Here is a 25,404-nt window from a genome sequence, read left to right on the forward strand (position 1 = left end):
CACTCGACCGATAACTTTGCCCGGTAGTCCGAGCCCAAGCGCTGACGTATCGTCATCCCATGGTTGCGGACCGGCGAGAATCCGGCACCGCGCTGGACCATATCGGAGTACGGGTCCGCCGTTGGCGGCTCAAGCGTAATCTCAGCCAGCGCGTGCTTGCGGACCTGGCTGGCCTGACTCAGGGATACATCGCGCAGATCGAGGCGGGAACAGCTCCGCTCGACAAGCGCAGTACGCAACTCGCGCTCGCCAAGGCACTGCAAGTCTCGTTGGCCGACCTGACCGGGCAGCCCTACGATCCCACCACCCTGGAGCATGCGACAGCGGTACGTCACCTTCCCCCGCTGAGGGCAGCACTCGCGGAGCTGGCGTTCGGCTCGACCGGCGCTCCGGACGATGGTCCAACGGATCTTGCAGCCGCCGTGCGCGACGTCACCGAGCTACACAACGCCTGCCGTTACGACGATCTCGTCGCCGACCTCCCGGGCTTGCTCTTGACGCTGGGTGGTAGGCGAGACGATCCCGTGTCGGTTCGTCGCCTGGTGTGGGTGACGTATGCGACGACCTTCGCAGCGAAGTACCTCGGGCACGCCGATCTAGCGATGCTGGCCGCGCAGCAGTGTCGGGAGGCCGCCGCTCTCCTGGCGGACGAACCGGAGTGGCTGGGGATGGCCGAGTTCGCCATCGTGCACACCCTGCCAGCCGAGTCACGGGCGCTGCCGTTGCAGCGGGCCGGCCGGGCGATCGATCTCCTGGAGATGGCCGCTGATCACCCACGCGCCGGACAGGTTCACGGCATGCTGCACCTGAGCGCCGCCATGCTGGCGGCGATCGGCGGAGACGCGTCGACAAGCCGGACCCATCTTCGCGAGGCGCGCGGATCCGCTGGCCGGCTCGGCGAGGGCAACTTCGGGCAACTGTGGTTCGGGCCGACGAACGTCGAGATCTGGCGGCTCGGCGTGCTCGCCGAGCTTGGCGACGGTGGTGCGTTCGTGAACACGCCAACGCTCGACATATCAGCCATCGGCTCATCGAATCGCCGGGCGACCATGTATGCCGACCTCGGCAGGTGCCTTGCCCAGACCCGCAAGCACGACGGCGAGGCGATGGCTGCCCTGCTCCGCGCTGAAACGATCGCGCCGCAACGGGTCCGTCTGTCGCCGCTCGTACGGGAGACCGTGGGCTCAATGCTGCGCCGAGCGCGCCGTTCAGCAGGTGGGCGAGATCTGCAAGCCCTCGCCGCACGGCTCGGCACTGCGTGATTACTGCCTCTAATCATTCCTGCCTGGAGTGACCATAGCGTCACAACCGTTGAGGACGGGCGATCACCGCCTGACCTGCACCGACGGGAGGGGCGTGTACGAGATGGCAAGCCTGGAAGGCCGGCCTCAACCGGGCAAGGCATCGACGACGTACTACGCGATGTCGGCCGACCAGCAGTTGAGTGAAGCGCAACGGGTACTCGACACGCACATCACTTCGAGCGGCACTAACCGTTGCCTGGAGTGCGGCACCTGCGGTCCGTGTTGGAGGCGGGAGAACGCGGTAGTTGTCTTCTCCCGGACTCTGCGGCTACCGACCCGTCAGCCCGGGGCCAGTCAACCCGAGTTGATCAACGCTCGTCGAATGCCGACCACGCGGCTTCCACTCGCGGGCTAGCGGTGCTCGGATGCCGAAGCCAACAACCCTGCACGTGCCATCGCGGCCCGATTGGAACTGTCAGGCACCCGGTTGCGGACAGCCGTGGCCCTGCACCTCGCAGCGCGCGGAGCTACTGAGGACGTACCGACACGCGCGTTCGCCGTTACGGATCTACATGGCTTCCTACATGTACGACGCGATCGAGGATGCCGTTCGGCATCCCTCCGAGAGCGAGATCGACTTCTGGCATCGGTTCATGGGGTGGGTCCCTCGTCTGCCGGATCCTCCGATCCTTCCGCCCATCGACCAGGAAACCACGGGCGATCCAGCCGAGGTTGCGACCACTACGAGGCCGAGAGAGCCCTACAGCGCGGGTCACGCCCGCTGCGCACCGGACCGTCACCGCTAGTCCCGAGGAGGAGCCGATGTACCAGGCCATCGTCAGCCCGCAGGACAGCAAGTTCATTGCCGCCCGCGCTGGCCAGCCGGCTGCCATGCAGCTTCCATCCGCCTACTACGCGGAGCTAGCCGACATCGCGGACTCCGATGGGGTGGTGCCCGACTGGTTCGGGGACGCAGCACGTCAAGCCTGGGGCATCGAACTCGCTGGCCGTCCCGTCAGGGAGGTCCTGGTGGTGCGGGCGCCGTCGGTCCTGCCGGTGGCGTACAGCCGTGCGTCGTGGGAGATCAACAAGGGCTGCAACTTCTCCTGCGAGCACTGCTACCTCGAACAACGACCCTTTGCAGGGCTGGCGCTGGCGGACAAGTTCCGCCTGCTCGACCTCCTCCGCGACATGGGCGTGATCTGGTTCGAGATCACCGGTGGCGAACCACTCATCGACCAGGATTTTGTGCCCGCCTACAAGCGAGCCCATGCCGCCGGCATGATGATGGAGATCCTGACCAACGGCTCACGGCTCTACCGCGACGAACTGTTGGACACCTTCGCGGTCCACCGACCACACAAGATCACCGTCTCGATGTACGGCGCCAGTCCCGAGACCGCGGACGCGCTGACGCAGACGCGCGGCGCGTTCAAGAACGCCTACCGGGGGATGGTGGCAGCAGCCGGAGCAAGTCTGCCCATCGAGGTCACGCTGATCATCACGAAGCACAACGTCGAAGAACTCGACGAGATGCGCGCCATGGTCCGTGACCTCGGGTTGCCGTTCAAGGAGTACGCGTCGATCTCGCCGACCTACACCGGCAAGGGTTCCACGCTGGCCACGCAGGTGCCGAGCCTGATCGGCAAGAGCGACATCTTCCAGGGCTGCCCCGCTGGCCACACGTCCTTCCACGTCGACCCGCTCGGCTTCACCACGATGTGCAAGGTCGGCCGCGACAACCCCATCAACTTGGTTACCGAAGGCCCTGACGGGCTCCTGCGTCTGCCTGGGATTGCAGACGCTCAAATGCTTCGCACGGGTGGATGTAGCGGCTGCAAGCTCTCGTCCACCTGCCGGGTATGCCGACCCATGGCGCGCGTGTACCAGGAGGCGAAGGCACCACTGAGTCACTACTGCCAGCACGGCATGAAGGAGGAACCATGACCGCTACCCCTGTCGAGATCATCAGCCGTTCGCCGAGGGTCGGCAACGCCGCCAAGCACCTGCCCAAGCAGGAGCCGGCCGGCATCGTCATCACGACGGTCGACGCCCTGACCACGGATAATGTGCGCGGGTGCAGCGACGACAACCCGTACCGCTGACCCACGCCCATCAGCGCTCCGGATCGCTGTCGTGCCATGGCGCGGCGATCCGGAGCGTGTCGCCTGCTGAGGAACCCGCCGTGCCGCTCACCCGCATCTCGTACTGGAATCTCCCGATGGTCGTCCGCAACAAGATCGAGGACGCCACCGGCATCGTCACGTCAGCTACGTCGGTGGGGGAAGGGCTGAACAGCTCCGTTGCCGCTCTGCTGAGCACGCCAACGGGCAGCTATTTCGTGAAGGCATTGCCGTCGGATCATCGCTGGGTATGGACGCAGGCCCGCGAAGCCGAAATCGCCCAGTTCGTGCACCCGGTGGCTCCGGCGCTCTTTAAGCGCGTCGTGGATCTTGGCTGGGATGTCCTGATCTTCGAAGCGCTAGAGGGACACCAGGCCGACTACGCCCCGGGCTCACACGATCTCCAACACACCGTCGACCTGCTCGCCCGGATCGGTGAGCTTGCCTGCCCCGACCTCGCCCTGCGGCAGGCGGAGCAGCGCATGCGGGCGTACGCCGAGGCGAGCGAGCTGCACTACTTCGCCGGTGAAGCGCTGCTGCACACGGACCTGAACAACGCCAACGTCATCGTCGGTGGGAGCCGGGCGCGCATCGTTGACTGGGGGTGGGCGACGCGCGGTGCACCGTGGCTTGATGCCGGCTATTGGGTGATCTGGCTGATCGCCGCAGGCCACGATCCCCGTTCCGCCGAGCGATGGGCTGTACACGTCCCTGCATGGCGAACGGCGCCCCCGCAAGGTGTCACGGCTTTCGCAGCGGCGAACGCGAGGATCTGGCAAGAAGCCGGCGGAGCTGATCCGGATCCTTGGACTCGCCGCCTTGTTGATGCCTCTGGAGCGTGGAGCCACTACCGGCTGACGGGGCGATAAGCATTGGATAACCGGGCGCGGAGCCCCCGAGATGGGCTAGCACCTGAGGGCTGACGCTTCGCTGGCCAGGCTGCAACGCTTGTGGTTCCTGGCCTCCCCGATTCCCTTCGCCACTGATACATAGTCAAGAGCAACGTGACGTTCTTGCAGCTCAGGGCGTTTCGGCTTGGCTGTGGACACCAAGTGGGTTGGTGTGCCCGACCAATTTTTCGCGGATCGTTGGTCAGTCCGACCAAGTCGCCCTGTGTACGCGACATGGTGGCCTGTCCCGGGACGCCTTCTGGAAGGTGTGGTGGGGCAGCACGATGCAGCGGGCGTTGGATGCCGGGTGGATGAAGCCCCGTTTCTTCGCCGTGCGGAGCGCACCCGAGACGGAATCCAGTCGCTCTTCCGTCCTGCCGAGGATTCGAGCCAACTCGCCCACGCCGAACGGAGCGTGCCCGGTCGAGTTGTGGCGGCCGAGAGCCGCGAACAGCACGCGGATCCAGAGCGGGCCGTTCTTCTCATCGGTTGCCCAGCGCGCCATCTCGCGCTGCGAGTACGCACCCCACGGACCGTTGTTAGCGAACGTGATCCGACTCTCCGGTCGGGTCATGCCTTGGTCCCAACCCGCGAGCGCTGCTCGTAGCTTTCGATGTCGGCGAGGCGGTAGAGGACGTGCCCTCCCAGCTTCAGGTAGGCCGGACCGATGCCGTTGCTGCGAAGGTTCGCCAGGTGGCCGACGGAGACGAACCATCGCCGCGCGAGGTGTGCGGGGGTGAGGTGGACGATGACTTCCTGATGCACTCGGAGGATCTCCTCGATCGCTGGTGCTGATCGAAGCCTGCTGGCCTCATGAATCTCCTCAGTTCGACGTCACGGGGTGATGCACGCTGACGCTACCTGGCAAATGGTTGTGGTTGCAACCCACATTAATGATTAGGGCGTGTACCTGCCATCTGCTACGTTGGCTGGCATGGACTCATCTACACCTTCGGGCCTGAGTGACGTCATGGAGTCGGCCCTCACCACCACAGATCCGCTCGTCCACCTGGGTGCGGCCGGCCGGAGCGCGTTCGCTGTGCTTCGCCACCACGACGGCGCGCAAGACTGGCTGGTCGGGTTCCGCCTTGCGGCGGTGGGCGATCGCCCAGGCGAGTGGCGGGCCGTGGAGTTCGCCGTACGGCAAGTTGACGAGACTGCCCCGTCGGCGATGACGAGCAAGACGATCCGGGTGTTGCCGATCGGGGAGTTGCTCGCAGCTGCCAGGAAGGCGCTCAGCGTCCAGATCGGCGCTCGCCCTGTCGCGAGCAGGGTGCGATTCGTCAGCTCTGCGGAGGACCGGCTAGCCGCCTTCCTGGAGGACGGGCGGGGCCGTCAACCGCGTGATGACCAGGCCTACGCCGGCCTGGCGGTGGAGTACTCCTTCCTCGTGCAGGACGGCGATCGCACGCCGGCCAAGACGCTTGCCGGCATGCACGGTGGAGTCAGCGGCACGTGGGCCAACCGGATCGCGGAGGCGCGCAAGCGCGGCATGCTCACGGCGGTCAAGCCGGGCGAAGCTGGGGGCGGCCTAACAGACAAGGCTCTCAAAACCCTGCATCCCGGCTGGTCGCCCGAAGATGACGCACTCATCGACGCTGAACTTGCCGAGAGGGAGTGACGTATGGGCAGACGTGCACTCGGCCTCGGTGAGCATGGGGAGATTGAGGCAACTCCCCAAATGCGAGATGCGGATGGGAAGTGGAAGCGTGCTGTGAGGGTTCGCGGCGCCGAAAGGTGGCGGGCGCGCTGCTACCACCGGGGACACGACGGGGTCATGGGCGAGATCTCCCGAGTCGCGCGCACCAAGCGACTCGCCATCGAAGCTGTGGAAACCGCTCTCGAAGAGCGGGAGCGCGGCCACGTCGAGATGACCTCGGGCACGAGCCTGGTGGCAGCGGGTGAGCTATGGCTGACGCAGATCCGACGTACAGACTCGGGTCTCAGTGCCCGAACGGTCCAGGACTACGGCCGGACCTTCGCCCGCTACATCGACGTACAGGGATCAAGCGTTCGCGGCCTGAGCTTGGTGCAGGTCAACGACCCCCAGCGGCTCAGGATCTTCCTCCAGAAGGTGGCGGACAGGCATGGCACCGGAGCCGCGAAGATCAGCAAGAGCGTCCTCTCCGGCATCCTCAACTTCGCCATCGAGAACGGCATCTTGACCACCAACGCCCTCCGCCAGATCCGCCCGGTGAGGGCGCAAACCGCCAAGGTCCAGGAACACGACTCCAAGCGAGCCTTCACCAGAGAGGAACGGGACGCCGTCATCGCATACGCGGACAAGCTGGCACGTGACGAGTCGGCCAATCCCCGCACACGACGCAAGCGGGAGACGGTTGCCGACCTGGTGGCGTTCATGGCGGGCACGGGCGTACGGATCAACGAAGCTCGCGGCCTCCGCTGGGAGGACATCGACCTCAAGACCAATGCCGCGCACGTCCGTGGCACGAAGACTCGCAAGTCGGATCGGCGGCTCACCCTGCCCTCGTGGCTGACCGAGCGCCTGACCGGCCGCGCGGAGCGGTTCGGGACCAAGGGACTGGTCTTCAGTTCCCCGCATCACCTGAGCGAGCCGGAACGTGTATGGGATCAGAGCAACTCTGCCAAGGCGCTCGCGAGCATCTTCGATGGCAGCGGATTCTCGTGGGCCATCCCGCATACCTTCCGGCGTACGGTGGCGACCTTGCTCGATCAGGCGGGCGTGCCGATCGCCCGGATTGCCGATCAGCTTGGCCACGCCGATCCGGCAATGACGGCCAGCGTCTACCTGGGCCGCGACCTCATGGGCGACAAGCGCTCGGTCGCCGAGCACCTGTGACGTCCGTACGCCAAAACGGGTAACAAAACAGGTAAGCGGGACCGTCGGCAGATGGCCCGGCAAACCAAACACCCTGGTAGATGCGGGATAAGGCGCGCCCGGCAGGATTCGAACCTGCGACCGACGGATTAGAAGTCCGTTGCTCTATCCGCTGAGCTACGAGCGCCTGGCCTGCACATACTAGAGTCCCGTCGGCTTCGTGGCGAGCCGGTTGTCAGGCGGTCGTGGTGTCTGCTTTGTCCCGGGCGGTTGGTTCGGGCTGGTCTTCGGGGGCGGGAGGGATCTCTTCCTCGGGCGTGTCCTTCGGCTTCAAGAAGCCGTCGACCCAGCGCCCCAGCTCGCGGAACACCTCTGTTCGTACCTCTTTGCCGGAAAGCGTGAGGTCGTGCATGCCGCCGTCGAAACGCGCGATTGTGACTCGCGGTCCGAGCAGGGGGGCCCATCGCACGATGTGATCGACGTCGAGAACGGCGTCGGTGAGGTGCACGTCGTCGGTCCAGGATCGGCCGCGGAACGTTCTGGTCGAACAAGCGACAAGAATGGGTGCGTCGATGGCAAGGCCGGAGCGAAGGTGGGCCTGGCCGCGGCGAATTGCGTCGAGCCATCCGGTACGTACCGGAAAACCTGTTACCGGCTTCCAATTGAGGTCGTACGTCCACTCGCCCCGGTGATTGCTGTGCAGACTCTGGCCGTACAGGCCGAGCGAATTCATGGGGATGATGCGGTACGGGTTGCGTGTGCTCGTACGCCCAACGAGGTTCATCAAAGGCCGGCGCAGCAACCACGGCACGTTGAAGTCGAAGAACGGGCTGTTGAGAAACAGTCCGTCGACGATCCTGCTCTGGCTACGGGAGTTCGCCCAGAGCGAGGTGACCAGCCCGCCGGTGGAGTGGCCGGCGACGAGCAACTGGTCATGTCCGTCCTGCTCTCGGATGATTCGAGCAGATTCGTCCAGTTCCGGGAAATACTCGCTGAGGTTGCGCACGAAGTTCGGCGTCTGGTGCGGGAGCAGGCTGCGGCCGTATTTGCGCAGGTCGAGGGCGTAGAAGTCCCAGCCGCGCTCGACGAAGAAGTCGGCCAGGTGGGTCTGGAAGAAGTAGTCGACGAAACCGTGTACGTAGAGCACTGCTCTGCGCGACGGGGCGTCACATCTGCGCCGGACCAGCGTGGCCACCACGGCGCCTTCGTCGTCGGTGCCCAGGTCAATGGTGTGACGCTCGTACGGCGTACCCAGAACATCCGTCTCCACGTCGCCAGGTTACCCATGCGTAGGCCGTCGTGCGCCATACCAGATCCACAGAGCCCCGTGGAGTTATCCCCAATGCGCCGTTGTCCACAGGCCTGACGGACTTTTTCGGCGGAGTTGCCGGCGATCGCGGCACGCTGCTCCCACGAACTTCGACCGATTGAGGAGAAGCGATGTTCGACACCAACATTGTCGTGGTCGGCAACGTGCTCAGCCCGCCGGAATGGCGCCGGACGACCAGCACCAACACCCTGGTCACCACCTTCAAGATCGCGTCGACCGCGCGCCGGCTCGACCGGGAAACAGGCCAATGGACCGATGGCAACCAGCTCCGGGTGCGCGTGAACTGCTGGCGCCGGCTCGCCGAGGGTGTAGCCGCGTCGGTCATGATCGGCGATCCCGTCATGGTGACCGGGCGCCTCTACACCCGTGACTGGGTGGATTCCGATGGCAACCCGCGTACCTCGTACGAGATGGAAGCCTCCGCCGTGGGTCACGACCTGGCCCGGGGCCGTGCCAAGTTCTTCCGCAACAAGCAGGCGGTCACGGCCACCGTCGAAATTCCGGAGCTGGAAACGAAGGTACGCGGGGAGAACGCGCCAGCAATCACCGAAGACGAAGCACCCACCGTGTACGGCGAAGGGGTCCCCGACTCGGCAGAACCCTCATTCGATGACCAGCCAATGGTCCCTGGCGGGGCGTTCGAGCCGTTCGAGAGCAACCTGAACCTCAGCGCCCCCGAATCCTCGGAGCAAGCGTCGGGCGATTCCCCCGATCCGGCCTCGGGCGTGTCTCCTGCCTCGGTTGAGTCCTCTGCCCCGGATGGTTCCTCGGCAGCGCCCGGATCTTCCACCGCTGACGGGGACGAATCCGATGCCGGCCCTGGCCAGTCCTCCGACGCCGCGCCTGCGGTCAAGCGGGTCCGAAGTCGCACCACGCGTCGCCAGCCTGTGGCTGCCTGACACATCCTGAACGCCCGTCGTCGGGCGGCCTGTCGATGCCCTCGGACAGCCCACCCGGCGGCGGCGCCTGCCCCGGTTCTCGGCTCTTCCCACCACTGCCGGCCGAACAGCCACGGTGTCCTGCCTCCAAGGCACCGCGCCGATGCGGCCGGTCCATCCAGGAAAGCTGAGAACCGGTGGCCGGAACCCGTCGCCCTTGCGAGCGCGCCGCCCACCCCGGGCGGGAGTGACCGTGCTCGCACGGACACGGGAGCACCGGCCCTCACCCGAGTGACGCACCAGCTCGGGCGAAATGGCCGTTCGTCGTGCCGGCTCTCCCCGGCCAAGCGAGCGGCAGAGGCCCGGCCGGCACCCCCGGTACCGGCCGGGCCCGCCTGACCACACCCGCATGGCCCAGCACCTCGCTTGCGAAGTCCCGCTGGGCGTGCAGTTCAGAGATGTACAGAACGCCGGTGGACTCGTAGGGGGGTGAACTCGTAGTCCGCCGGCCGGCGAACGGGAGCTCGGTGGTCGGCACCCGTTCGTCAGCGCTGCCCCTCCGCTGCGTCCCGGCGCTCGCGTGGAGTTCCCCGGTGAACCCGGCAAGCGGGCCTGTTCGGCGGCGGGTCTGCTCGGGCCACGGGTTCCAGCCGGGGAAGGCCTTACCTGGGAGAAAGGCCGTTCCACCGGCGCGGCCGGAGGCAGCAAGGGCGCATCGCAGCGCGTAGGCAAGGCGCGTGGCGAGCGCCTCCTGGAGAGACAGCGCACAACCGGCCGCCGCCGGGCCCGGACTCGGCGGCGGCCGGCCCCAAAGCGTGGGATGAGGCTGAGAGGAGTCGGTAGTAGCGGAGAACTGGTCTTTGGCTTGGGGCGGATGGTGGCTTTCGGTTGCCCGGTGGCGGCGGGGAACTGGTCTCCGGTGGCTGAGGGCTGTGGTGGCTGGTGGTCTTCCGGTGCCGGCAGCCGTGGTGGCTGGCGGTCTTCCGGTGCCGACGGCCGCGATGACTGGCATATGGGTCAATGCCGTCATCGCGGTGGGGTGGATGGGTTCCTAGTGGTCGGACAGCCCATCCACCGGTGCCCTGCGGATCGGCCGAGCGACGCGGGCCGGCCTCGATCGCGGGCGTGAGCCTGTCCGGCAGGGTGGCGCCCTGGCCGGACGGGCGGCAAAGTGCCGGCCACCGACTCCACCAGCGGGTCGGTGGCCGGCCGGCGCCGGGCGAATGCAGTGCCGGGTGTGTGCGGTGTGTGCGGTGTGTGCGGTGTGTGCGGTGCGTGCGGTGCGTGGGCAGGCGCCGGGAGGCGTGGTGCGTGGGCAGCGGCCGGGTGTGTGCGGTGCGGGGCAAGTTCGCCGGGGAGCGGAGGGAGATCACACGGCGGGAGCTTCAGGGGGATCGGGATTGTGGGCTTACTAGGGTGGTGGAGATGGGACGGGGTTGGGCAGCGGATGCTGTGGGGATTGCTGCTGGGTATGCCTTGGATGGGCTGCTTGGCGACCCTCGGCGGTTTCATCCGGTGGCGGGGTTCGGAACGGCCGCCGGGGCGCTTGAACGGCGGCTTTATGCCTCGAACCGGCGGTCCGGGGTGGTCTTCACCGCGGTTGCCGTTGGCGTGCCTGTGGGTGCTGGAGTGGCGTTCTCGGCCGGGACGCGGCGGTGGCCTTTTGTTCGGGCCTGCCTCGTTGCGGCTGCTACCTGGACCGTGCTTGGCGGGCGGACCCTTCGGCACGAGGCGGGCGTTATGGGCACGTACCTGCAGCATGACGACCTTGAGGCGGCGCGGGGGCGGCTCGGTCATCTTTGCGGGCGGGATCCATCGCAGCTCGACAGCTCTGAGTTGGCGCGGGCGACTGTTGAGTCGGTTGCTGAGAACACTTCGGATGCCGTGGTGGCTCCTCTTTTCTGGGGTGGGGTTGCTGGGCTCCCGGGACTACTGGGATATCGGGCCGCGAACACTCTCGACGCGATGGTGGGGCATCGGTCGGCTCGGTATGCGCGGTTCGGCACGGCTTCTGCACGGCTGGACGATGTACTCAACCTTGTGCCGGCTCGGTTGACCGGGTTGTTGACGATCGTTTCTGCGCCACTGGTCGGTGGGCGTCCGGGGGAGACGCTGCGGGTTTGGCGGCGGGATCGCAACGATCATCCGAGTCCCAATGCCGGGCAGTGTGAGTCGGCGATGGCGGGGGCGTTGGGGGTGCGGCTTGGCGGCCGGAATGTCTACTTCGGGCGTACGGAGACTCGTCCCTTTCTTGGCGATGGGCCGCGGCCCGGTGCGGGGCACCTTCGCTACGCGGGGCGGTTGTCCGGAGCGGTTGGCTTGGCGGCGGCCGTCATCGCGGTGGGGCTGGCGGCGGCACGTGGCAGCCGGAGGCCAAGCGCATGAGCGTGGCACAGGGCTGCGGGAGGCGCAGTGCGTGAACGGGGGCACGGGGCTGGAGAGGAGGGGCGTGTGAGCGGTGGCGGGTTGCTGGTTGCTGGGACTACTTCTGATGCTGGGAAGAGTGTGCTGACGGCTGGCATTTGCCGGTGGTTGCGGCGGCGTGGGGTGAAGGTGGCGCCGTTCAAGGCTCAGAACATGTCCAACAACTCTGTCGTGGTTGTGGGGGCCGACAGGCGGGGCGGGGAGATTGGGCGCGCGCAGGCTATGCAGGCTGCTGCGTGTGGGGTTGCTCCGGATATCCGGTTCAATCCGGTGTTGCTCAAGCCGGGCAGCGATTATTCAAGTCAGGTTGTTCTGCTGGGCGAGGCTGTTGACACCGTTACGGCGGGCAATTATCGGGTTTTGCGGCCGCGGCTGGCTGAGGTGGCGTTTGCGACGCTGGCGGAGTTGCGGTCCGAGTATGACGCTGTGATCTGTGAGGGGGCCGGTAGTCCCGCTGAGATCAATCTGCGGGACGGGGACTTCGTCAACATGGGGCTCGCGCGGCAGGCGGGGATGCCGGCGATTGTGGTCGGCGACATTGACCGGGGTGGCGTCTTTGCGGCGTTGTTCGGCACGGTTGCATTGCTCAGCGCCGAGGACCAGGCGTTGGTGAGCGGGTTCGTCATCAACAAGTTCCGGGGCGATCTGGGGCTGCTGCGACCGGGGCTTGACATGATTGCCGGCGCTACCGGGCGTCCGGTTTACGGGGTGCTGCCGTTCAACACCGATGTGTGGGTCGATGGCGAGGACTCGTTGGCGTACGGGACGACGCTTGGCCGGCCCGGGGCACCGCGCGGCACCGAGTGGCTTCGGGTTGCTGTGATTCGGTTGCCACGCATTTCGAACGCCACCGATGCTGAGGCGCTTGCCTCCGAACCCGGGGTGCATGTTCGTTTGACCGTGGAGCCGGCGGAGGTCGCGGATGCCGATCTGGTGGTCATTCCGGGGTCCAAGGCGACGGTCAGCGATCTGGCTTGGCTTCGTGAAAGGGGCCTTGCCGATGCTGTTCAGGCTCACGCCGCGGCCGGGAAGCCAGTAGTCGGCATTTGCGGCGGATTCCAGATGCTCGGACGCACGATCAATGACGAGGTGGAAAGCCGGCGTGGCACTGTGCCGGGGCTTGGCTTGCTGCCGGTCGACGTAACCTTCGGCGCCCGTAAAACCCTGGCTCGGTCGCAGGGAACGGCATGGGGGCAGGTTCCGGTCAGCGGCTACGAAATTCATCACGGGTACGTTTCCAGCGCCGCCCCCGAGTCCCTCCTGCACTACGCGGACGGCACTCCCGAAGGGGCTGTGCAAGGCACCGTCAGTGGCACGCATTGGCATGGGGCGTTCGAGTCGGACGAGTTCCGGCGCCGGTTTCTTGCCGAGGCGGCGCGGCAGGCTGGTCGTACCGGGTTCGTTGTTGCTCCTGACACTCGCTTTTCGGCCGTGCGGGAGCGAAGTCTGGACACGTTGGGTGATCTGGTGGAGGAGCACCTCGATACCGAGGCGCTGTGGCGTCTGATCGAGTCCGGGCCCAGCGGTGGTCCCTTCATTGCGCCAGGGGCTCCCGGTGCCTACGTTCGCTGATTTGGCTGCCCGGATTCACGCGACCGCTCCCCGGCTCGGAGCGGTGCGGCTGGTGGCTGTGGACGGGCCGAGCGGGGCGGGGAAGAGCTCGTTTGCGGGCCGGTTGGCGCAGGCTGCGAATGCTCCGGTGGTGCACACCGATGACCTGCTCAACGGGTGGGAAGACCAGTTCACCTTCTGGACCCGGCTCGAGGAACAGGTGCTCGGGCCGTTGCGACAGGGGTGCTCCGGCCGTTATCAGCGGTACTTGTGGCATCGGGGGGCTTTCGGGGGCGTTCCGGTTTTTGTTGACGCTGCTCCGGTCGTACTCCTGGAAGGGTCTTCTTCGGCGCGCAGCGTGATTCGTCCGGAGCTTTCCTATTCGATTTTTCTTGACGCCCCCGCCGATGTGGGGTGGCGGCGGGTTGTGGCACGCGACGGCGGCGATGATGTTGCTTTCCAGCAGTACCTTGAGCGCTGGCATGCCGCCGAGCAGGAGCATTTCGCTGCGGACCAGACCGCCGCGTTTGTCGACCTCCTGGTTGATGGCGCTGCGCGAAGTTTCGGCGAAGAGTACGAAGAGCTGTAGCCGGCGGTCCGCCAAGGGCCACGATCAGCTGCGGGAGCAGCGGGAACGGGGACGACGATGACGACCGAGGAGAACCGGCCGGAACGCCGGCGGATCACTCTGACCGGCATCAGCTCACGCGCCTGGGAGCACCCGGCCGACCGCGGAGCCCTTACCGCTTTGCGCGAGCTACGCGGGTTCGACGACGTGGTCAAGGCGTTCTTCGGCATGTGGAACGAGCGCGGGTTCCGGCTGCAGTACCTCGCCGGTTCCATCCGCGTCGACCACCGGCAGTATCCGCGCGTCTACCAGCGCTTCACCGAGGCCGCAGCGACGCTGGACGTGGCCGAGCTTCCCGACCTGTATGTCACGCAGAGCCCGATGATCAACGGACAGGCGATCGGGATCGACAAGCCGTTCATCGTGATCACCACCGCGGCCGTCGAGAAGCTCGAGGACGACGAACTGCGCGCGCTGCTGGGCCACGAGATCGGGCACGTGCGCAGCGGGCATGCCGTCTACAAGACCATCATGATGATCCTCACCCGCTGGGCGGCGAACCTGAGCTGGCTGCCGGTGGGCGCCCTGGCGCTGCGAGCCATCATCGCCGCGATGCTGGAGTGGTGGCGCAAGGCCGAGCTGTCCGCCGACCGGGCCGGTTTGCTCGCGGGGCAGGACCCGGCGGCGTCGACGCGGCTGCTCATGAAGCTGGCCGGTGGGGGCGACCTCTCGCAGATCGACACGGCGGCGTTCCTGGAGCAGGCCGCGGAGTACGAGAGCGGCGGGGACCTGCGCGACAGCATCCACAAGTTCGGGCTGACCGCGTGGAGCACTCACCCGGTGCCGGTCGCGCGGGCCTCGGAATTGCGTAAGTGGGTGGACTCCGGTGAGTATGCGCGCATCTTGAGCGGCGACTACCCGCGGCGCGATTCTGACGGCGACGCCTCGGTGACCGAGGATGTGAAGGCGGCCGCGGACTCGTACCGGGAGACGTTCACCAACTCGCAGGATCCGCTCGTCGGGCTGCTGCGCAAGCTCGGTGGGGGAGCGTCCGACCTGGCCGGTTCGGCGGCGCGCGGGGCTCGCGACTGGGCCTCCAACGCCGGCCGCCGCCGCGACGACAACCCGCCCGCCTGAGCACCCGGCCGGGACGACAAGCTGGCCGCCTGAGTATTCGGCAGGGACAGGAAGGCGCCGCCTGAGCATCCGGCCGGGACGACGACGCGGCCGCCTGAAGGTGGGGCGGGCCTAGGATCGGGCTATGACTGAAGACGAACTGCGTACCGCGGTTGCTCGGGAGCTTCCCGGGGTCCGCGCCGACCTCGAACGGCTGGTTCGCATTCCCGGGATCGCGTTCGACGGGTTCGACCACTCGCAGGTTGAGCGGTCGGCCGAAGCGGTGGCCGAGTTGCTTCGCGGGTGCGGCCTTGAGGTGCAGATCGTGCGCGGGGCGGGGCAGCCTGCCGTCATCGGTCACAAGGCGGCGCCTGAGGGGGCTCCGACGGTTCTGCTCTACGCGCACCACGACGTGCAGCCGGTTGGCGACCTCACATTGTGGGAGGGCGACCCGTTTGAGCCGGTTGAGCGGGACGGGCGGCTCTACGGACGCGGTGCCGCCGACGACAAGGCCGGCGTGATGGCGCATGTGGCGGCGCTGCGGGCGTTCGGGGACGAACTGCCTGTCGGTGTCGTGGTGTTCGTCGAAGGCGAGGAGGAGTACGGGTCGGCTTCGCTGGACGAGTTGCTCACCTCGTACCGGGATGTCCTGCGCTCCGATGTCATTGTCATTGCCGACTCGGGCAACTGGGACATCGGTGTGCCGGGGCTGACCACCTCCCTGCGCGGGCTGGTCAACTGCTTTGTCGAGGTCAGCACACTGAAGAGCGCGGTGCACAGCGGCATGTTCGGCGGGCCGGTTCCCGATGCGCTGACCGTTCTCGCCCGCCTGATCAGCACGCTGCACGACGAGCACGGCGAGGTGGTCATCGACGGGCTCGCCGGGCGGGAGGGCGCCGAGGTCGACTACGCCGAAGATCGGCTGCGGCACGAGGCCGGCGTGCTCGACGGGGTGCAGCTGATCGGCGAGGGGCGGCTCACCGATCGCATCTGGACCAAGCCGTCGGTGGCGGTGCTCGGCATCGACGCCCCGCGCACCAGCGAGGCGCCCAACGCGCTCGTTCCCAAGGCCAAAGCCAAGATCAGCGTGCGGCTCGCGCCCGGTGACGACCCGGATTCGGCGTACGCGGCCATTAGCGCCCATCTCGAGAAGTCCGTGCCGTGGGGCGCCACCGTTGAAGTGACCCTCGAAAGCTCCGGCGCGCCCTGCGTCATCGATGCGACCGGCCCGGTGTATGACGCGGCCCGCGCGGCGTTCACCACCGCCTGGGACGGCACCGCGCCGGTGGACATGGGCGTGGGCGGCTCGATTCCGTTCATTGCCACCTTCCAGGAGCTGTTCCCGCAGGCTGCCATCCTGGTCACCGGCGTCGAGGATCCGTACTCCGCGGCGCACGGACCCAATGAGAGCCTGCACCTCGGCGAGTTCGCCCGGGTGTGCCTGGCCGAAGCTCTGCTCCTGCACAACGTGGCCCGGCTGGGCAAGTGACATGACCGCCCCCGACCTCGACTGCGACGTCCTGATCGCCGGCGCCGGCCCCACCGGGCTGATGCTGGCCAACTGGCTGGTCAAGCTCGGGGTCCGGGTGGTGGTAGCGGACGCCAAGGACGGCCCCACCCGCGAGTCACGCGCGCTGGTGCTTCAAGCGCGCAGCATCGAGATCTACGACCAACTCGGCCTGGCCGGCAAGGTGCTCGCGGCGGCACAACGGGCCGAGGCGCTGGTACCGGGCTTCGGAAGCCGGGTCTACGGGAGGATTCCGTTGGGGCCGCTGGGGGCGGGGCTGACGCCGTACCCCCATATCGAGGTCTTGGAGCAGAGCCGCAACGAACAGATTCTGTACGAAAACCTGCGCGCCCTCGGTGGGAAGGTCCGCTGGGGTGAGGAAGTCACCGAACTCTCCACTACCGACAGTGGCATCTCCGCCGTCATAGGGGCGCAGACCGTTACCGCCCGTTTCTGCGTTGGCGCTGACGGGGCCAACTCGATCGTCCGCCGGTCCCGCGACATCGCGTTCGAAGGCGTCACCAACCCGCACCAGTTCTACGTCATCGACGCCACGAGCGTTGCCGGCCTCGTCGACCGTGCGATCAATGTGCGTCCCGGCGGCACGGACTTTCTGCTCGGTTTCCCGATGGTGGGGCGCAACAATTGGCGGCTCATCGGGCTCATCCGTGATGACGACGGCGACGGCAAGCTGTCCGAGGACGATGCCCGCTCACGCCTGCGCAGCGACTTCGCCGTCACGTACACCGCATCGCGCTGGTTCGCCACCTACCGTGTCCATCATCGGGTGGCGGCTGCTTTCCGTGACGGTCCGTATTTCCTTGCCGGTGACGCAGCGCATGTGCATTCCCCGGTGGGCGGTCAGGGCATGAACACCGGCCTGCAGGATGCCCACAATCTCGCGTTCAAGCTGGCCGACGTGCTCCACGGCCGGGCCGGCGATGCCTGGCTCGATCGCTACGAAGCCGAGCGCCGTCCGGTGGCGCGTACGCTGGTGGCCACCACCGACCGCCTCTTCGGCGCGATCACTTCCGAGGGCCGGCGAGCTCAGACGTTGCGCCGTTTGGTCGTACCGCTGGCTGCTCCGATCGGTGTTCGAGTGCTGCCGCGTTCGGGTTCCGGTTCGCGGCTGTTCCAATACGTCTCCCAGACCCGCATCCGCTACCCGATGCTGCCCGGCGAGCCCCGCGACCGGGTGGTGGGCCGCCGCCTGCCCTGGACCGGCGCCAACCACGAGAGCCTGCGCGAGGCGCAGTGGCAGATCCACGCATACGGCCAGGTCACACCCCCTGCGAACCTCGACCTGCCGCTGCAGACCTTCGCGCCGGCGCCAGCTTTTGAACCGGACATCCTTTATCTGGTACGTCCAGACGGCTTCGTTGCTGCCGCCGCGCCCCCGTCGCAGGCGGCCGAGGTGTTCCGGCAAGCGATGCCCCCGGGCTGGCCCTGACCGTCCGTCACCGCTCACGAGATTTCTCCGAGGCCGTGTCGATCCGCGGTCCCTTCGTTCGACACAAGGAGGCGAAGGCCGAGCGGCGGCCCGCTGAATGAGGAGAGCGCGATGGCGAAGTACCTGCTGGTCATGCGGGGCACCGATGAGTCGAACGCGGCCATGATGGCCAACATCGAAGAGCTGATGACCATCACCCACCAGTTCATCGAAGACGCGGTCAAGGCCGGGGTGCTCCTCGCTGCGGAAGGGCTCGACGAACCCGGCAAGGGCGTCGTGGTCGACTTCAGCGGCGAAACGCCAGTGGTCACGGACGGGCCGTACGGCGAGACCAAAGAACTGTTCGGCGGCTTCTTCATGCTCGAGGTCGCCTCGCAGGAGGAAGCGGTCGAGTGGGCCAAGCGCGTCCCGGTCGCCCGCGGCGCCAAGATCGAGGTCCGGCGGGTGCCCGGCAGCGACGAGGCCCCGCAGGCCGCCGAATGATCGGCAACTGATGGGTACGGCCGACGTCGAGGCTGTATGGCGGATCGAGTCAGCGCGCATCGTTGCCGCGCTGACCCGGTTCACCGGGGACTTCGGGCTGGCCGAGGACGCAGCTCAGGAAGCGGTGGCCGAGGCGCTGGTGTCGTGGCGGCTCGACCCGCCGGCCAACCCGGCCGGCTGGCTGATGACCACGGCCCGGCGCCGGGCCATCGACGCGATCCGGCGGCGGGCTGCCCTGCAGGACAAGTACGTCCTGATGGCGGCGTCGGTGACCGAGGCTGCCCCGGAAGTTGATCCCGTCGCCGGCTCGGACAGCATCGACGACGACGTGCTGGCGCTGATGTTCATCAGCTGCCACCCGGTGCTCTCTCCCGAGGCGCGGGTGGCGCTTACTTTGCGCGTGGTCGGCGGTTTGTCCAGTGAGGAGATCGCCCGCGCCTTCTTGGTTTCTGTGCCAACGGTGCAGGCCCGCATCACCCGGGGCAAGAAGACGATCGCGGCGGCCGGAGTGCCGTTCGAACTGCCCCTGGCGGCCGAACGCAGACAGCGGCTGGGCGGTGTGCTCAGCGTCATCTACGTCATCTTCACCGAGGGTTCGTCGGCCACCTCGGGCGACCGGCTGCTTCGCACCGACCTCGCGTACGAGGCGATCAGGCTGGCCCGCACGCTGGTCGCGCTGCAACCGGACGAGCCTGAGGTGCATGGCCTGCTCGCCCTGTGCGAACTGACCGCCGCACGCTTCCCGGCCCGAACGGACCCGGACGGCACCCCCATCCTGCTCGAAGACCAGGACCGCCGGCTGTGGGACTTCTCCGCAATCCGCCGAGGACTGGCCGCGCTGACCAAGGCGTCGAAACGGGGACTCGGCCCGTACGGTCTGCAAGCCGCTGTTGCCGCGGTCCACGCAACGGCACCTTCCGTGGAGGAGACGGACTGGGACCGAATCGTGCTGCTCTACGAGGCGCTGGGCCGGGTTGCTCCGTCGCCGGTAGTGGAGCTGAACAGGGCCGTAGCGGTGGCTATGGCCTCGGGTCCGGCGCCAGCTCTGGCCATGGTGGACGAGCTGGTCGCCTCCAACAAGCTGCCGGGGTCCCATCTGGTTCCGACGGTACGGGGGGAGCTGCTGGCTCGGCTCGGGAGGCGCTCGGAGGCGCGGGCTGAGCTGGAGCTGGCTGCTCGGATGTGCGCGAACCGGCGAGAGAGGTCCGTGCTGCTGCGGAAGGCTGCTGGATTGGGTTGATCAGGGCGGTTGTCTCGTTGCCTGGTTTTGAGTGGGGGCAAGTCCGCGGCTGCGTACCAGTCCTGATAGGATTCGAACATGAGTTCGAATGAGGCAATCCAGGCGCTTCGCGCCGCGGGTAACGCTCTGGGGGACATCGACGTCTCCGGGTGGGACGACACCGCCCTCACCGGCCAGCTCACCGACCTGTCAGCCGCCCTGTGCGAGCTCGACTCCCAACTCTCCCGAGTAGCCGACGCAGTCCGAGCACGCGGCTTCCGCATTGAGGAACCCGGGCCGACGCTGATTACTGGACCGCTGTCCATCACGGTTGCTGTGGCTGCTTGACGTTTTGATGGGGTGATGGGCGCGCGTGGCGGGCGGGCTGCGGGCGATCGGGGGCGGGCGGGCTTGCGGCAGGAGGGGAGGCCGGAGCCCGCCGATTGCCGACGCCCATTCAAGCGTCAAAGACGTTCGACCCAGTAGCCCTGCCCGCTTCACCTCTGAGCAGCGCTGCCCGCTACTCCCTTCTCAGCAGCCCGTCCGCCGTTCGCCTTCGAGTAGCCGGCCACCCCACAAAGCCTGACCACCCCTCGCACCTGCAGAAAATGTCGTAAAGAGCTGCCAGGATGACCTCGTGCGGTTTCTTGATCTAGCGGCTACTTCAGCGTCCGTGTCCGCGGTTTCCGGGCGGAAGGCGAAGGTTGAGGTGCTTGCCGAGGCTCTTCGGCGGCTTGACGGTGGGGAGATTGCTGCCGGTTCCGCCTACCTTGCTGGGGAGGTGCGGCAGCGGCAGACCGGTGTCGGGTATGCGGCGTTGCGGGATCTTCCTGAGCCGGCGGCGGAGGCTTCGCTGTCGGTAGCTGAGGTTGATGCGCGGATCGCTGAGATCTCCGTCGTTGCCGGGGCCGGGTCTCAGGCTCGGCGGCGGGAGCTTCTTGGTTCCCTCTTTTCGCTAGCTACCGGTGATGAGCAGCGGTTGCTCGTGGGGCTCTTCAGCGGGGAACTGCGGCAGGGGGCGCAAGCCGGACTGCTCGCCGATGCGATTGCTAAGGCTGCCGGGGTTTCGCTTGTTGCCGTACGCCGGGCGTTGTTGCTCTCCGGGGATCTCAAGCAGGTGGCTGTTGCCGCGCTTACCGGGGGTGCTTCCGCTCTTTCCGATATCAGCCTTCGGGTCGGCACTGCTTTGACGCCGATGCTTGCGGCCAGTGCTCCTGATGTTGCGGCGGCTTTGCTCAGTACCGGGGCGCCTGCTACCGCCGATGTGAAGCTTGACGGTATTCGCATTCAGGTGCACCGGTCGGGCGACGAGATTGCTGTTTTCACCCGCAGCCTCGACGACATCACCGCGAGGCTTCCCGGGGTGGTCGACGCCGTCCGAGGGCTCGCTGTCAGCGACGTTGTGCTGGATGGCGAGGCTATGGCATTGGGGCCCGACGGGCGACCTCGGCCATTCCAGGAAATCTCCAGCCGGGCGGCTACCCGGTCCACCAGTTCCACGGCTGCAGAGCTGCAGCCGTACTTCTTCGATTTGTTGCATCTTGACGGTTCTGACCTTCTCGATGAGCCCGGTCGTGTTCGGTGGGCTGCGCTGGCTGGCACCGTTCCCGGGGAGCTCATTGTTGGGCGCCGGACCGTCGAGAACGAAGAGCAGGCCGCCGAGGCTTTCGCGGAGGCCGTTGCTGCTGGTCAAGAGGGCTTGGTGCTCAAGGCGCCGGAGGCTCCCTATGACGTCGGGCGGCGCGGGTCCGCCTGGGTGAAGGTCAAGCCGCGGCACACGCTGGACCTTGTGGTACTTGCCGTGGAATGGGGACACGGGCGGCGCAAAGGGTGGCTTTCCAATCTGCATCTGGGCGCGCGCGATCCTCGTACCGGCGGATTTGTGATGTTGGGAAAGACCTTCAAGGGCCTTACCGACGAGCTTCTGCGGTGGCAGACCGAACGATTCCGGGAACTGGCTGTGGATGACAGCGGGTGGGTTGTGACGGTACGACCGGAGCAGGTTGTCGAGATCGCTTTCGACGGCGTGCAGACGTCGCCGCGCTATCCGGGCGGGGTGGCCTTACGGTTCGCCCGGGTGCTGCGGTATCGGGATGACAAACGGGCCGAAGAAGCCGACACGATCGACATGGTGAAGGAACTGGGGGCTAGATAGCAGCCAGCGAACGCACGTAATTGACCTGCTGGTGCAGCGCCGTGACCTGCGTCTGGTCGGTTACCGGAATGCGGGAGACGTATTGGCGGACGCCGTTTGACACGGTGATCTGCACGGTGCCGCGCGGGATGGTGACCTTGACCAGCAGGAACAGCAGGCTGAACACCGTCAGCACGCAGAAACCGAAGATTGTCGCCAGGATCGCCCAGGTGGGGATCTTGGTTTCATGATGCCAATAGTCGTGCACCATCCACGTTGATCCGGCCAGCGGAATGTCACCGGCGGGCGTGTGCACCACCGTCGACGTCACGCCCAGGTCGCCGATCCGCACGATCACCGGGCCCGGGTTCGCAGGCGCCGCGGGAGTGAGCGGCGGCGGCGCCGGCACGGCCCACGGGTCATCGGGCGGCGGGATCGGAGGGTACGTCACCCGAAAACCCTAACCGCGGGACACGCCGTCGGAAAGCACGCACCGGCGACGAGCCCGCCCGCGTCGAACCAGCCAGCCCGTGGATGAGGCGGGCTCACTGGCGAACGGGCGAAGCGGCAGAACTCATTCAGGCTGGCGGGTAGAAGGCACCGCGGTCAGCCGGGCGTCGGCGGCCTGCACCCGGTCCACCTTCTCCTTGACCGGTCGCTCGCCGTGGGCTTCCTTGCGCGCCTGCCACCCGTACGCCAGCAGGGCCATCACGGCAAACAGCCACCACTGCACCGCATAGCCACCGTTCTGCCAGGCGTCCTCGTGGTCGATTGGAATCGCCGAGTAGCCCGCTGCCGGGTCGGTGACCAGCACATACGCGCCGTACAGGGGATAGGGGATCTGGTCCGCGAGGTGGGGCAGCGAGACCCGGCGCGTGTCGATGCGCCCGTCCCGGGTCGAGATGCCGGACGGGCGGCTTTCGGTCAGGTGGATCTGGCCGACGACCGTGACCTCGCCCGTCGGCGGTGCCGATGAGACCGGGGCTGAGGTGGCGTCGCCGGTCTGCGGGGGCACCCAGCCGCGGTCCACCAGGACCGCTGTCCCATCTGCCAGGACGAGGGGGGTAACGATCTCGAAACCGACGTTGCCGTCGACCGTGCGGCCGCGGGCCTGGATCTCGTGGGTGACGTCGTAGTGACCCGTGACCGTCACCTTGGTCCAGGCCTTGTCCTTGCCCGGCATGGCGCCGACCTTGCCCGGGGTGTCCGGCTTGACCAGCACGGACGTCAGCGGCACGGCGGTTGCCGAGTCGGCGGCGTCGATCCGGGCGTTGATCGCGCTGCGCTCGTGATACCGGTGCAGCTGCCAGTTGCCGAGGAACACCATGACCACCGACGCCGCCACGGTCAGCGCCGCCGCGGCCAGCCAGCGAGGGGTCAGCAGGAACCGGTACACGAATCGAGGCTACCCGGCTGCCGACAACCGCATGCGCCTGGCAGGTAGGGTGCGACTTCGGCCGTCAATATCACGATGGCCCCGATTTCCGTATCCGCGAGGGAGCCAGTCATGACCAGCCAACCACGCCTGGTGGTGAGCGCGCCCTCCTCCGGGCACGGCAAGACCGCCATCGCGGTGGGGCTGCTGGCTGCGTGCGCCGCCCGGGGCGTACCGGCTGCGGGTTTCAAGGTGGGGCCGGACCACACTGACGCCGCCTATCTGGGTCTGGCCGCCGGCCGGGCGGGCCGCAACCTGGACCCGCGCCTGGTGGGGTCGCAGCGCATTGCTCCGCTGTTCGCGCATGGGGCGTCGGGGGCCCGTTTCTCCGTCATCGAGGGCGCAATGGGCCTGTTCGACAGCCTGACGGGCCAACCGGAGATTGACGGTACGGCCGCAGTAGCCGCCGCGCTGCGAGCCCCCGTCCTGCTCGTCGTGGATGTCGCCGCGATGGGCCACTCCCTGGCAGCGCTGGTGCACGGGTTCCGGATGTTCGACGAGATGGTGCACCTGGGTGGCGTCGTGCTGAACCGGGTCGCCTCGCCGCGGCACGAGGAGATGCTGCGGACCGCGCTGGACGACATCGGCATGCCCGTGCTCGGCGCGCTGCACCGGGGGGACCTTCCGGCTGTTCTTCCCGCCCGGTCGCAGGGTCCGGTGCCGGTCGCGCATCGCTCGGTTGAGGCAGCTCGGGCCGTACGCCGTCTGGGTGAAGCTGTGGGTCAAGCTCTTGATCTTGATCGGATCATGGCGCTGGCGGACACGGCACCTGATCTGCCCGGCCCGGCGTGGTCGCCGTCGGAGACCATGGAGGGCGCGGAGGTGCCGGAGCAGCGTCCGGTAGTGGCGCTCGCGGGTGGTCCGGGGGCGCCTTACACGTACGTGGAAACCGCCGAACTCCTCACCGCAGCCGGCGCCGACGTCGTCGTGGTCGATCCGTTGCGTGACGAGATTCTCCCGGCCGGCACGCGGGCGCTCATGATTGGCGCCGGGCTCCCCGAGGGCTACGCGGAGGAACTGTCGGCCAACCGGCGCCTGTGCGCGGCCGTGGCCCAGCTCGCGCGCGACGGTGGCCCGATCGTTGCGGAAGGCGTTGGCCTGCCCTGGCTCACGCACGACTTCGATGGCCGTCCGATGTGCGAGGTAATCGACGCGTCGGCGACCACAGGCTCACAGACGGTAGCCGGTTATCGCGAGGCAACCGCGCCGGCGACGTCCTACCTCGCTCCGGCGGGCGCGCGGATCACCGGCTACAAGCAACACCGCGCGATCGTTTCGCCGCGCGCGGGTCACGTGCCGGCCTGGACCTGGTCGGGCGGCACTCCTGAAGGCTTCGTCTGGCGCCAGGTGCATGCCTCGCAGCTGGGGCTGCACTGGGCGGGTGCCCCGGAGATCGCCCGCCGCCTGGTCGCCGCGTCGCTGCCGCAGAGCCCGGCGATCATTTCGCCGGCGGCTCCGCTCCCGGTCAAGCCCGCCGAGGCCGATTCGGAGGAGGCCACCCTCTCACTCACGGCCGCCGATTTCCAGAATCACTAGCAGGTACGTCGGGAGCTGGGCAGCCGCGCCCGGCGAATGTCGTACCCCAGCCGTACGGTAAGGGTGTTCCGCGAGAAGGGAGCACAGCCGTGGCCGATCAAGTGCCGCTGGATTTTGACCCGCCGGTCCGCCAGATCCGTAACCTGCTGCTGGGCATCACCGACGCCCACCTCACCTCGCCCACCCCGTGTCCGGACTGGTCCGTCGGCGCCTTGCTCGATCACTTGATGGGCCTGTCCCACGCCTTCACCCAGGGCGCGCAGAAGAAGACCGACCCCGTCGCCACCGGCGCACCCCCGCCCGCCCCTTCCCGGGACCACCTGAACCAGCGCTGGCGCATCCGGCTGCCCGAGGTCCTCGACACCCTGTCACGCGCCTGGAAGGTGCCAGCGGCCTGGGAGGGCACGGCCCAGGTGGGCGGCGTGACCCTGCCCGCGGCGATGCACGGCACCTTCGCCGTCAACGAGCTCACGATGCACGGCTGGGATCTCGCGCGAGCAACCGGCCAGGAGTATGCGGCCGACCCTCGCATTCTCGAGCATCTGATCGAGTTCCTCGGCCAGTCCCCGGCCGGGGTGCCGGGACTGTTCGCCCTGCCGGTCCCGACCGACGATGAGGCCTCGCTGCTCGATCAGGCCGTCGCGCTGGCCGGACGCGATCCGCGTTGGCGCCCTGCCACGGCGGCTCTTTAGGCGGCGTCAACTCGTCGGCGCCGC

At 67.5% G+C, this 25,404-nt stretch carries 24 protein-coding genes and 1 tRNA gene; 19 read left to right on the forward strand and 6 right to left on the reverse strand.

Annotated features, from left to right (window positions below; all coding sequences use genetic code 11):
- Window positions 1-59: 59 nt before the first annotated feature.
- The 4 genes from TFC3_RS06595 (at window position 60) to TFC3_RS06610 (ending at window position 4,236) form a co-directional block, all read left to right on the forward strand.
- Window positions 60-1,262: a helix-turn-helix domain-containing protein gene (locus tag TFC3_RS06595; RefSeq protein ID WP_067496980.1), complete on the forward strand. Its 1,203-nt coding sequence runs from the start codon at window positions 60-62 to the stop codon at window positions 1,260-1,262.
- 804 nt (window positions 1,263-2,066) lie between these two features.
- The gene (locus TFC3_RS06605; protein ID WP_067496984.1) at window positions 2,067-3,191 is read left to right on the forward strand and encodes a radical SAM protein; all 1,125 of its coding nucleotides are present in this window, start codon (window positions 2,067-2,069) and stop codon (window positions 3,189-3,191) included.
- Window positions 3,188-3,349, forward strand: coding sequence for a hypothetical protein (locus tag TFC3_RS37815; protein WP_161952544.1), 162 nt, complete (start codon window positions 3,188-3,190; stop codon window positions 3,347-3,349). The genes TFC3_RS06605 and TFC3_RS37815 overlap by 4 nt, the downstream gene beginning before the upstream one ends.
- Window positions 3,322-4,236 (forward strand): hypothetical protein, encoded by a 915-nt coding sequence (locus TFC3_RS06610; protein WP_201787125.1) that lies wholly within the window; start codon window positions 3,322-3,324, stop codon window positions 4,234-4,236. The genes TFC3_RS37815 and TFC3_RS06610 overlap by 28 nt, the downstream gene beginning before the upstream one ends.
- Window positions 4,237-4,459: 223 nt before the next feature.
- On the opposite strand, the gene TFC3_RS06615 is transcribed toward TFC3_RS06610, so the two are convergent.
- Together TFC3_RS06615 and TFC3_RS06620 are read right to left on the reverse strand one after the other, a co-directional pair.
- Window positions 4,460-4,831: a hypothetical protein gene (locus TFC3_RS06615; protein ID WP_067496986.1), complete on the reverse strand. Its 372-nt coding sequence runs from the start codon at window positions 4,829-4,831 to the stop codon at window positions 4,460-4,462.
- Window positions 4,828-5,022, reverse strand: coding sequence for a hypothetical protein (locus TFC3_RS06620; RefSeq protein WP_201787126.1), 195 nt, complete (start codon window positions 5,020-5,022; stop codon window positions 4,828-4,830). Before TFC3_RS06620 ends, TFC3_RS06615 begins: the two co-directional genes overlap by 4 nt.
- 205 nt (window positions 5,023-5,227) lie before the next feature.
- On the opposite strand from TFC3_RS06620, the gene TFC3_RS06625 reads away from it, so the two are divergent.
- Together TFC3_RS06625 and TFC3_RS06630 are read left to right on the forward strand one after the other, a co-directional pair.
- A complete protein-coding gene (locus tag TFC3_RS06625; protein WP_067496988.1) occupies window positions 5,228-5,878 on the forward strand; it encodes a hypothetical protein in 651 nt (216 codons plus the stop codon).
- A 408-nt stretch (window positions 5,879-6,286) separates the two neighbouring features.
- Complete coding sequence (locus TFC3_RS06630) at window positions 6,287-7,078, forward strand: site-specific integrase (protein WP_236718014.1); 792 nt, start codon at window positions 6,287-6,289, stop codon at window positions 7,076-7,078.
- A 93-nt stretch (window positions 7,079-7,171) separates the two neighbouring features.
- Here TFC3_RS06630 and TFC3_RS06635 read toward each other — a convergent pair.
- Together TFC3_RS06635 and TFC3_RS06640 are read right to left on the reverse strand one after the other, a co-directional pair.
- A tRNA-Arg gene (locus TFC3_RS06635) sits at window positions 7,172-7,244 on the reverse strand.
- 48 nt (window positions 7,245-7,292) lie between these two features.
- The gene (locus TFC3_RS06640; protein ID WP_067496992.1) at window positions 7,293-8,327 is read right to left on the reverse strand and encodes an alpha/beta hydrolase; all 1,035 of its coding nucleotides are present in this window, start codon (window positions 8,325-8,327) and stop codon (window positions 7,293-7,295) included.
- A gap of 170 nt (window positions 8,328-8,497) precedes the next feature.
- Between TFC3_RS06640 and ssb the strand changes: the two genes are divergently transcribed.
- The 11 genes from ssb to TFC3_RS06690 all read left to right on the forward strand — a co-directional run bounded on the left by ssb (window position 8,498) and on the right by TFC3_RS06690 (window position 21,738).
- The gene (gene ssb / locus TFC3_RS06645; protein ID WP_067496994.1) at window positions 8,498-9,286 is read left to right on the forward strand and encodes a single-stranded DNA-binding protein; all 789 of its coding nucleotides are present in this window, start codon (window positions 8,498-8,500) and stop codon (window positions 9,284-9,286) included.
- Window positions 9,287-10,690: 1,404 nt separating this feature from the next.
- Window positions 10,691-11,650: a cobalamin biosynthesis protein gene (locus TFC3_RS35415; RefSeq protein WP_082772385.1), complete on the forward strand. Its 960-nt coding sequence runs from the start codon at window positions 10,691-10,693 to the stop codon at window positions 11,648-11,650.
- Between the two features lie 66 nt (window positions 11,651-11,716).
- Window positions 11,717-13,261, forward strand: a complete 1,545-nt coding sequence (locus TFC3_RS06650) for a cobyric acid synthase (protein WP_067496996.1) — start codon at window positions 11,717-11,719, stop codon at window positions 13,259-13,261.
- Between the two features lie 130 nt (window positions 13,262-13,391).
- Window positions 13,392-13,829 carry a uridine kinase gene (locus TFC3_RS06655; RefSeq protein WP_236718457.1) on the forward strand — a complete coding sequence of 146 codons (438 nt, stop codon included), beginning with the start codon at window positions 13,392-13,394 and terminating at the stop codon, window positions 13,827-13,829.
- Between the two features lie 57 nt (window positions 13,830-13,886).
- Window positions 13,887-14,945, forward strand: a complete 1,059-nt coding sequence (locus TFC3_RS06660; RefSeq protein WP_067497000.1) for a M48 family metallopeptidase — start codon at window positions 13,887-13,889, stop codon at window positions 14,943-14,945.
- A 124-nt stretch (window positions 14,946-15,069) separates the two neighbouring features.
- On the forward strand, window positions 15,070-16,413 hold the full coding sequence (locus tag TFC3_RS06665) for a dipeptidase (RefSeq protein WP_067497002.1): 1,344 nt from the start codon (window positions 15,070-15,072) through the stop codon (window positions 16,411-16,413).
- Between the two features lies 1 nt (window position 16,414).
- The gene (locus TFC3_RS06670; RefSeq protein WP_067497004.1) at window positions 16,415-17,881 is read left to right on the forward strand and encodes an FAD-dependent monooxygenase; all 1,467 of its coding nucleotides are present in this window, start codon (window positions 16,415-16,417) and stop codon (window positions 17,879-17,881) included.
- 111 nt (window positions 17,882-17,992) lie between these two features.
- Window positions 17,993-18,364, forward strand: a complete 372-nt coding sequence (locus TFC3_RS36805; protein WP_067497006.1) for a YciI family protein — start codon at window positions 17,993-17,995, stop codon at window positions 18,362-18,364.
- A gap of 10 nt (window positions 18,365-18,374) precedes the next feature.
- Window positions 18,375-19,604, forward strand: coding sequence for an RNA polymerase sigma factor (locus TFC3_RS06680; protein ID WP_153040121.1), 1,230 nt, complete (start codon window positions 18,375-18,377; stop codon window positions 19,602-19,604).
- Between the two features lie 78 nt (window positions 19,605-19,682).
- Window positions 19,683-19,931 (forward strand): hypothetical protein, encoded by a 249-nt coding sequence (locus TFC3_RS06685; RefSeq protein ID WP_067497013.1) that lies wholly within the window; start codon window positions 19,683-19,685, stop codon window positions 19,929-19,931.
- Window positions 19,932-20,220: 289 nt separating this feature from the next.
- Window positions 20,221-21,738, forward strand: coding sequence for an ATP-dependent DNA ligase (locus tag TFC3_RS06690; protein WP_067497015.1), 1,518 nt, complete (start codon window positions 20,221-20,223; stop codon window positions 21,736-21,738).
- Here the strand turns inward: TFC3_RS06690 and TFC3_RS06695 are convergent.
- Window positions 21,731-22,168: a hypothetical protein gene (locus TFC3_RS06695; protein ID WP_067497017.1), complete on the reverse strand. Its 438-nt coding sequence runs from the start codon at window positions 22,166-22,168 to the stop codon at window positions 21,731-21,733. The genes TFC3_RS06690 and TFC3_RS06695 overlap by 8 nt on opposite strands.
- Before the next feature lie 123 nt (window positions 22,169-22,291).
- Window positions 22,292-23,113: an SURF1 family protein gene (locus TFC3_RS06700; protein ID WP_067497019.1), complete on the reverse strand. Its 822-nt coding sequence runs from the start codon at window positions 23,111-23,113 to the stop codon at window positions 22,292-22,294.
- 111 nt (window positions 23,114-23,224) lie between these two features.
- Between TFC3_RS06700 and TFC3_RS06705 the strand changes: the two genes are divergently transcribed.
- Together TFC3_RS06705 and TFC3_RS06710 are read left to right on the forward strand one after the other, a co-directional pair.
- On the forward strand, window positions 23,225-24,688 hold the full coding sequence (locus TFC3_RS06705) for a cobyrinate a,c-diamide synthase (protein ID WP_067497021.1): 1,464 nt from the start codon (window positions 23,225-23,227) through the stop codon (window positions 24,686-24,688).
- 89 nt (window positions 24,689-24,777) lie between these two features.
- Window positions 24,778-25,380 (forward strand): TIGR03086 family metal-binding protein, encoded by a 603-nt coding sequence (locus TFC3_RS06710; protein ID WP_067497023.1) that lies wholly within the window; start codon window positions 24,778-24,780, stop codon window positions 25,378-25,380.
- Window positions 25,381-25,404: the final 24 nt, after the last annotated feature.

This window comes from Actinoplanes sp. TFC3 (assembly GCF_001553785.1).
GTDB lineage: Bacteria > Actinomycetota > Actinomycetes > Mycobacteriales > Micromonosporaceae > Actinoplanes.

What these genes read in the sequence shown, in the direction of transcription:
- TFC3_RS06680 (WP_153040121.1), top strand. Translation starts at nt 18,375, where the DNA reads ATGGGTACGGCCGACGTCGAGGCTGTATGGCGGATCGAGTCAGCGCGC.
- TFC3_RS06605 (WP_067496984.1), top strand. Translation starts at nt 2,067, where the DNA reads ATGTACCAGGCCATCGTCAGCCCGCAGGACAGCAAGTTCATTGCCGCC.
- TFC3_RS36805 (WP_067497006.1), top strand. Translation starts at nt 17,993, where the DNA reads ATGGCGAAGTACCTGCTGGTCATGCGGGGCACCGATGAGTCGAACGCG.
- TFC3_RS35415 (WP_082772385.1), top strand. Translation starts at nt 10,691, where the DNA reads ATGGGACGGGGTTGGGCAGCGGATGCTGTGGGGATTGCTGCTGGGTAT.
- TFC3_RS06705 (WP_067497021.1), top strand. Translation starts at nt 23,225, where the DNA reads ATGACCAGCCAACCACGCCTGGTGGTGAGCGCGCCCTCCTCCGGGCAC.
- TFC3_RS06615 (WP_067496986.1), bottom strand. Translation starts at nt 4,831, where the DNA reads ATGACCCGACCGGAGAGTCGGATCACGTTCGCTAACAACGGTCCGTGG.
- ssb (WP_067496994.1), top strand. Translation starts at nt 8,498, where the DNA reads ATGTTCGACACCAACATTGTCGTGGTCGGCAACGTGCTCAGCCCGCCG.
- TFC3_RS37815 (WP_161952544.1), top strand. Translation starts at nt 3,188, where the DNA reads ATGACCGCTACCCCTGTCGAGATCATCAGCCGTTCGCCGAGGGTCGGC.
- TFC3_RS06665 (WP_067497002.1), top strand. Translation starts at nt 15,070, where the DNA reads ATGACTGAAGACGAACTGCGTACCGCGGTTGCTCGGGAGCTTCCCGGG.
- TFC3_RS06670 (WP_067497004.1), top strand. Translation starts at nt 16,415, where the DNA reads ATGACCGCCCCCGACCTCGACTGCGACGTCCTGATCGCCGGCGCCGGC.
- TFC3_RS06685 (WP_067497013.1), top strand. Translation starts at nt 19,683, where the DNA reads ATGAGTTCGAATGAGGCAATCCAGGCGCTTCGCGCCGCGGGTAACGCT.
- TFC3_RS06625 (WP_067496988.1), top strand. Translation starts at nt 5,228, where the DNA reads ATGGAGTCGGCCCTCACCACCACAGATCCGCTCGTCCACCTGGGTGCG.
- TFC3_RS06595 (WP_067496980.1), top strand. Translation starts at nt 60, where the DNA reads ATGGTTGCGGACCGGCGAGAATCCGGCACCGCGCTGGACCATATCGGA.
- TFC3_RS06660 (WP_067497000.1), top strand. Translation starts at nt 13,887, where the DNA reads ATGACGACCGAGGAGAACCGGCCGGAACGCCGGCGGATCACTCTGACC.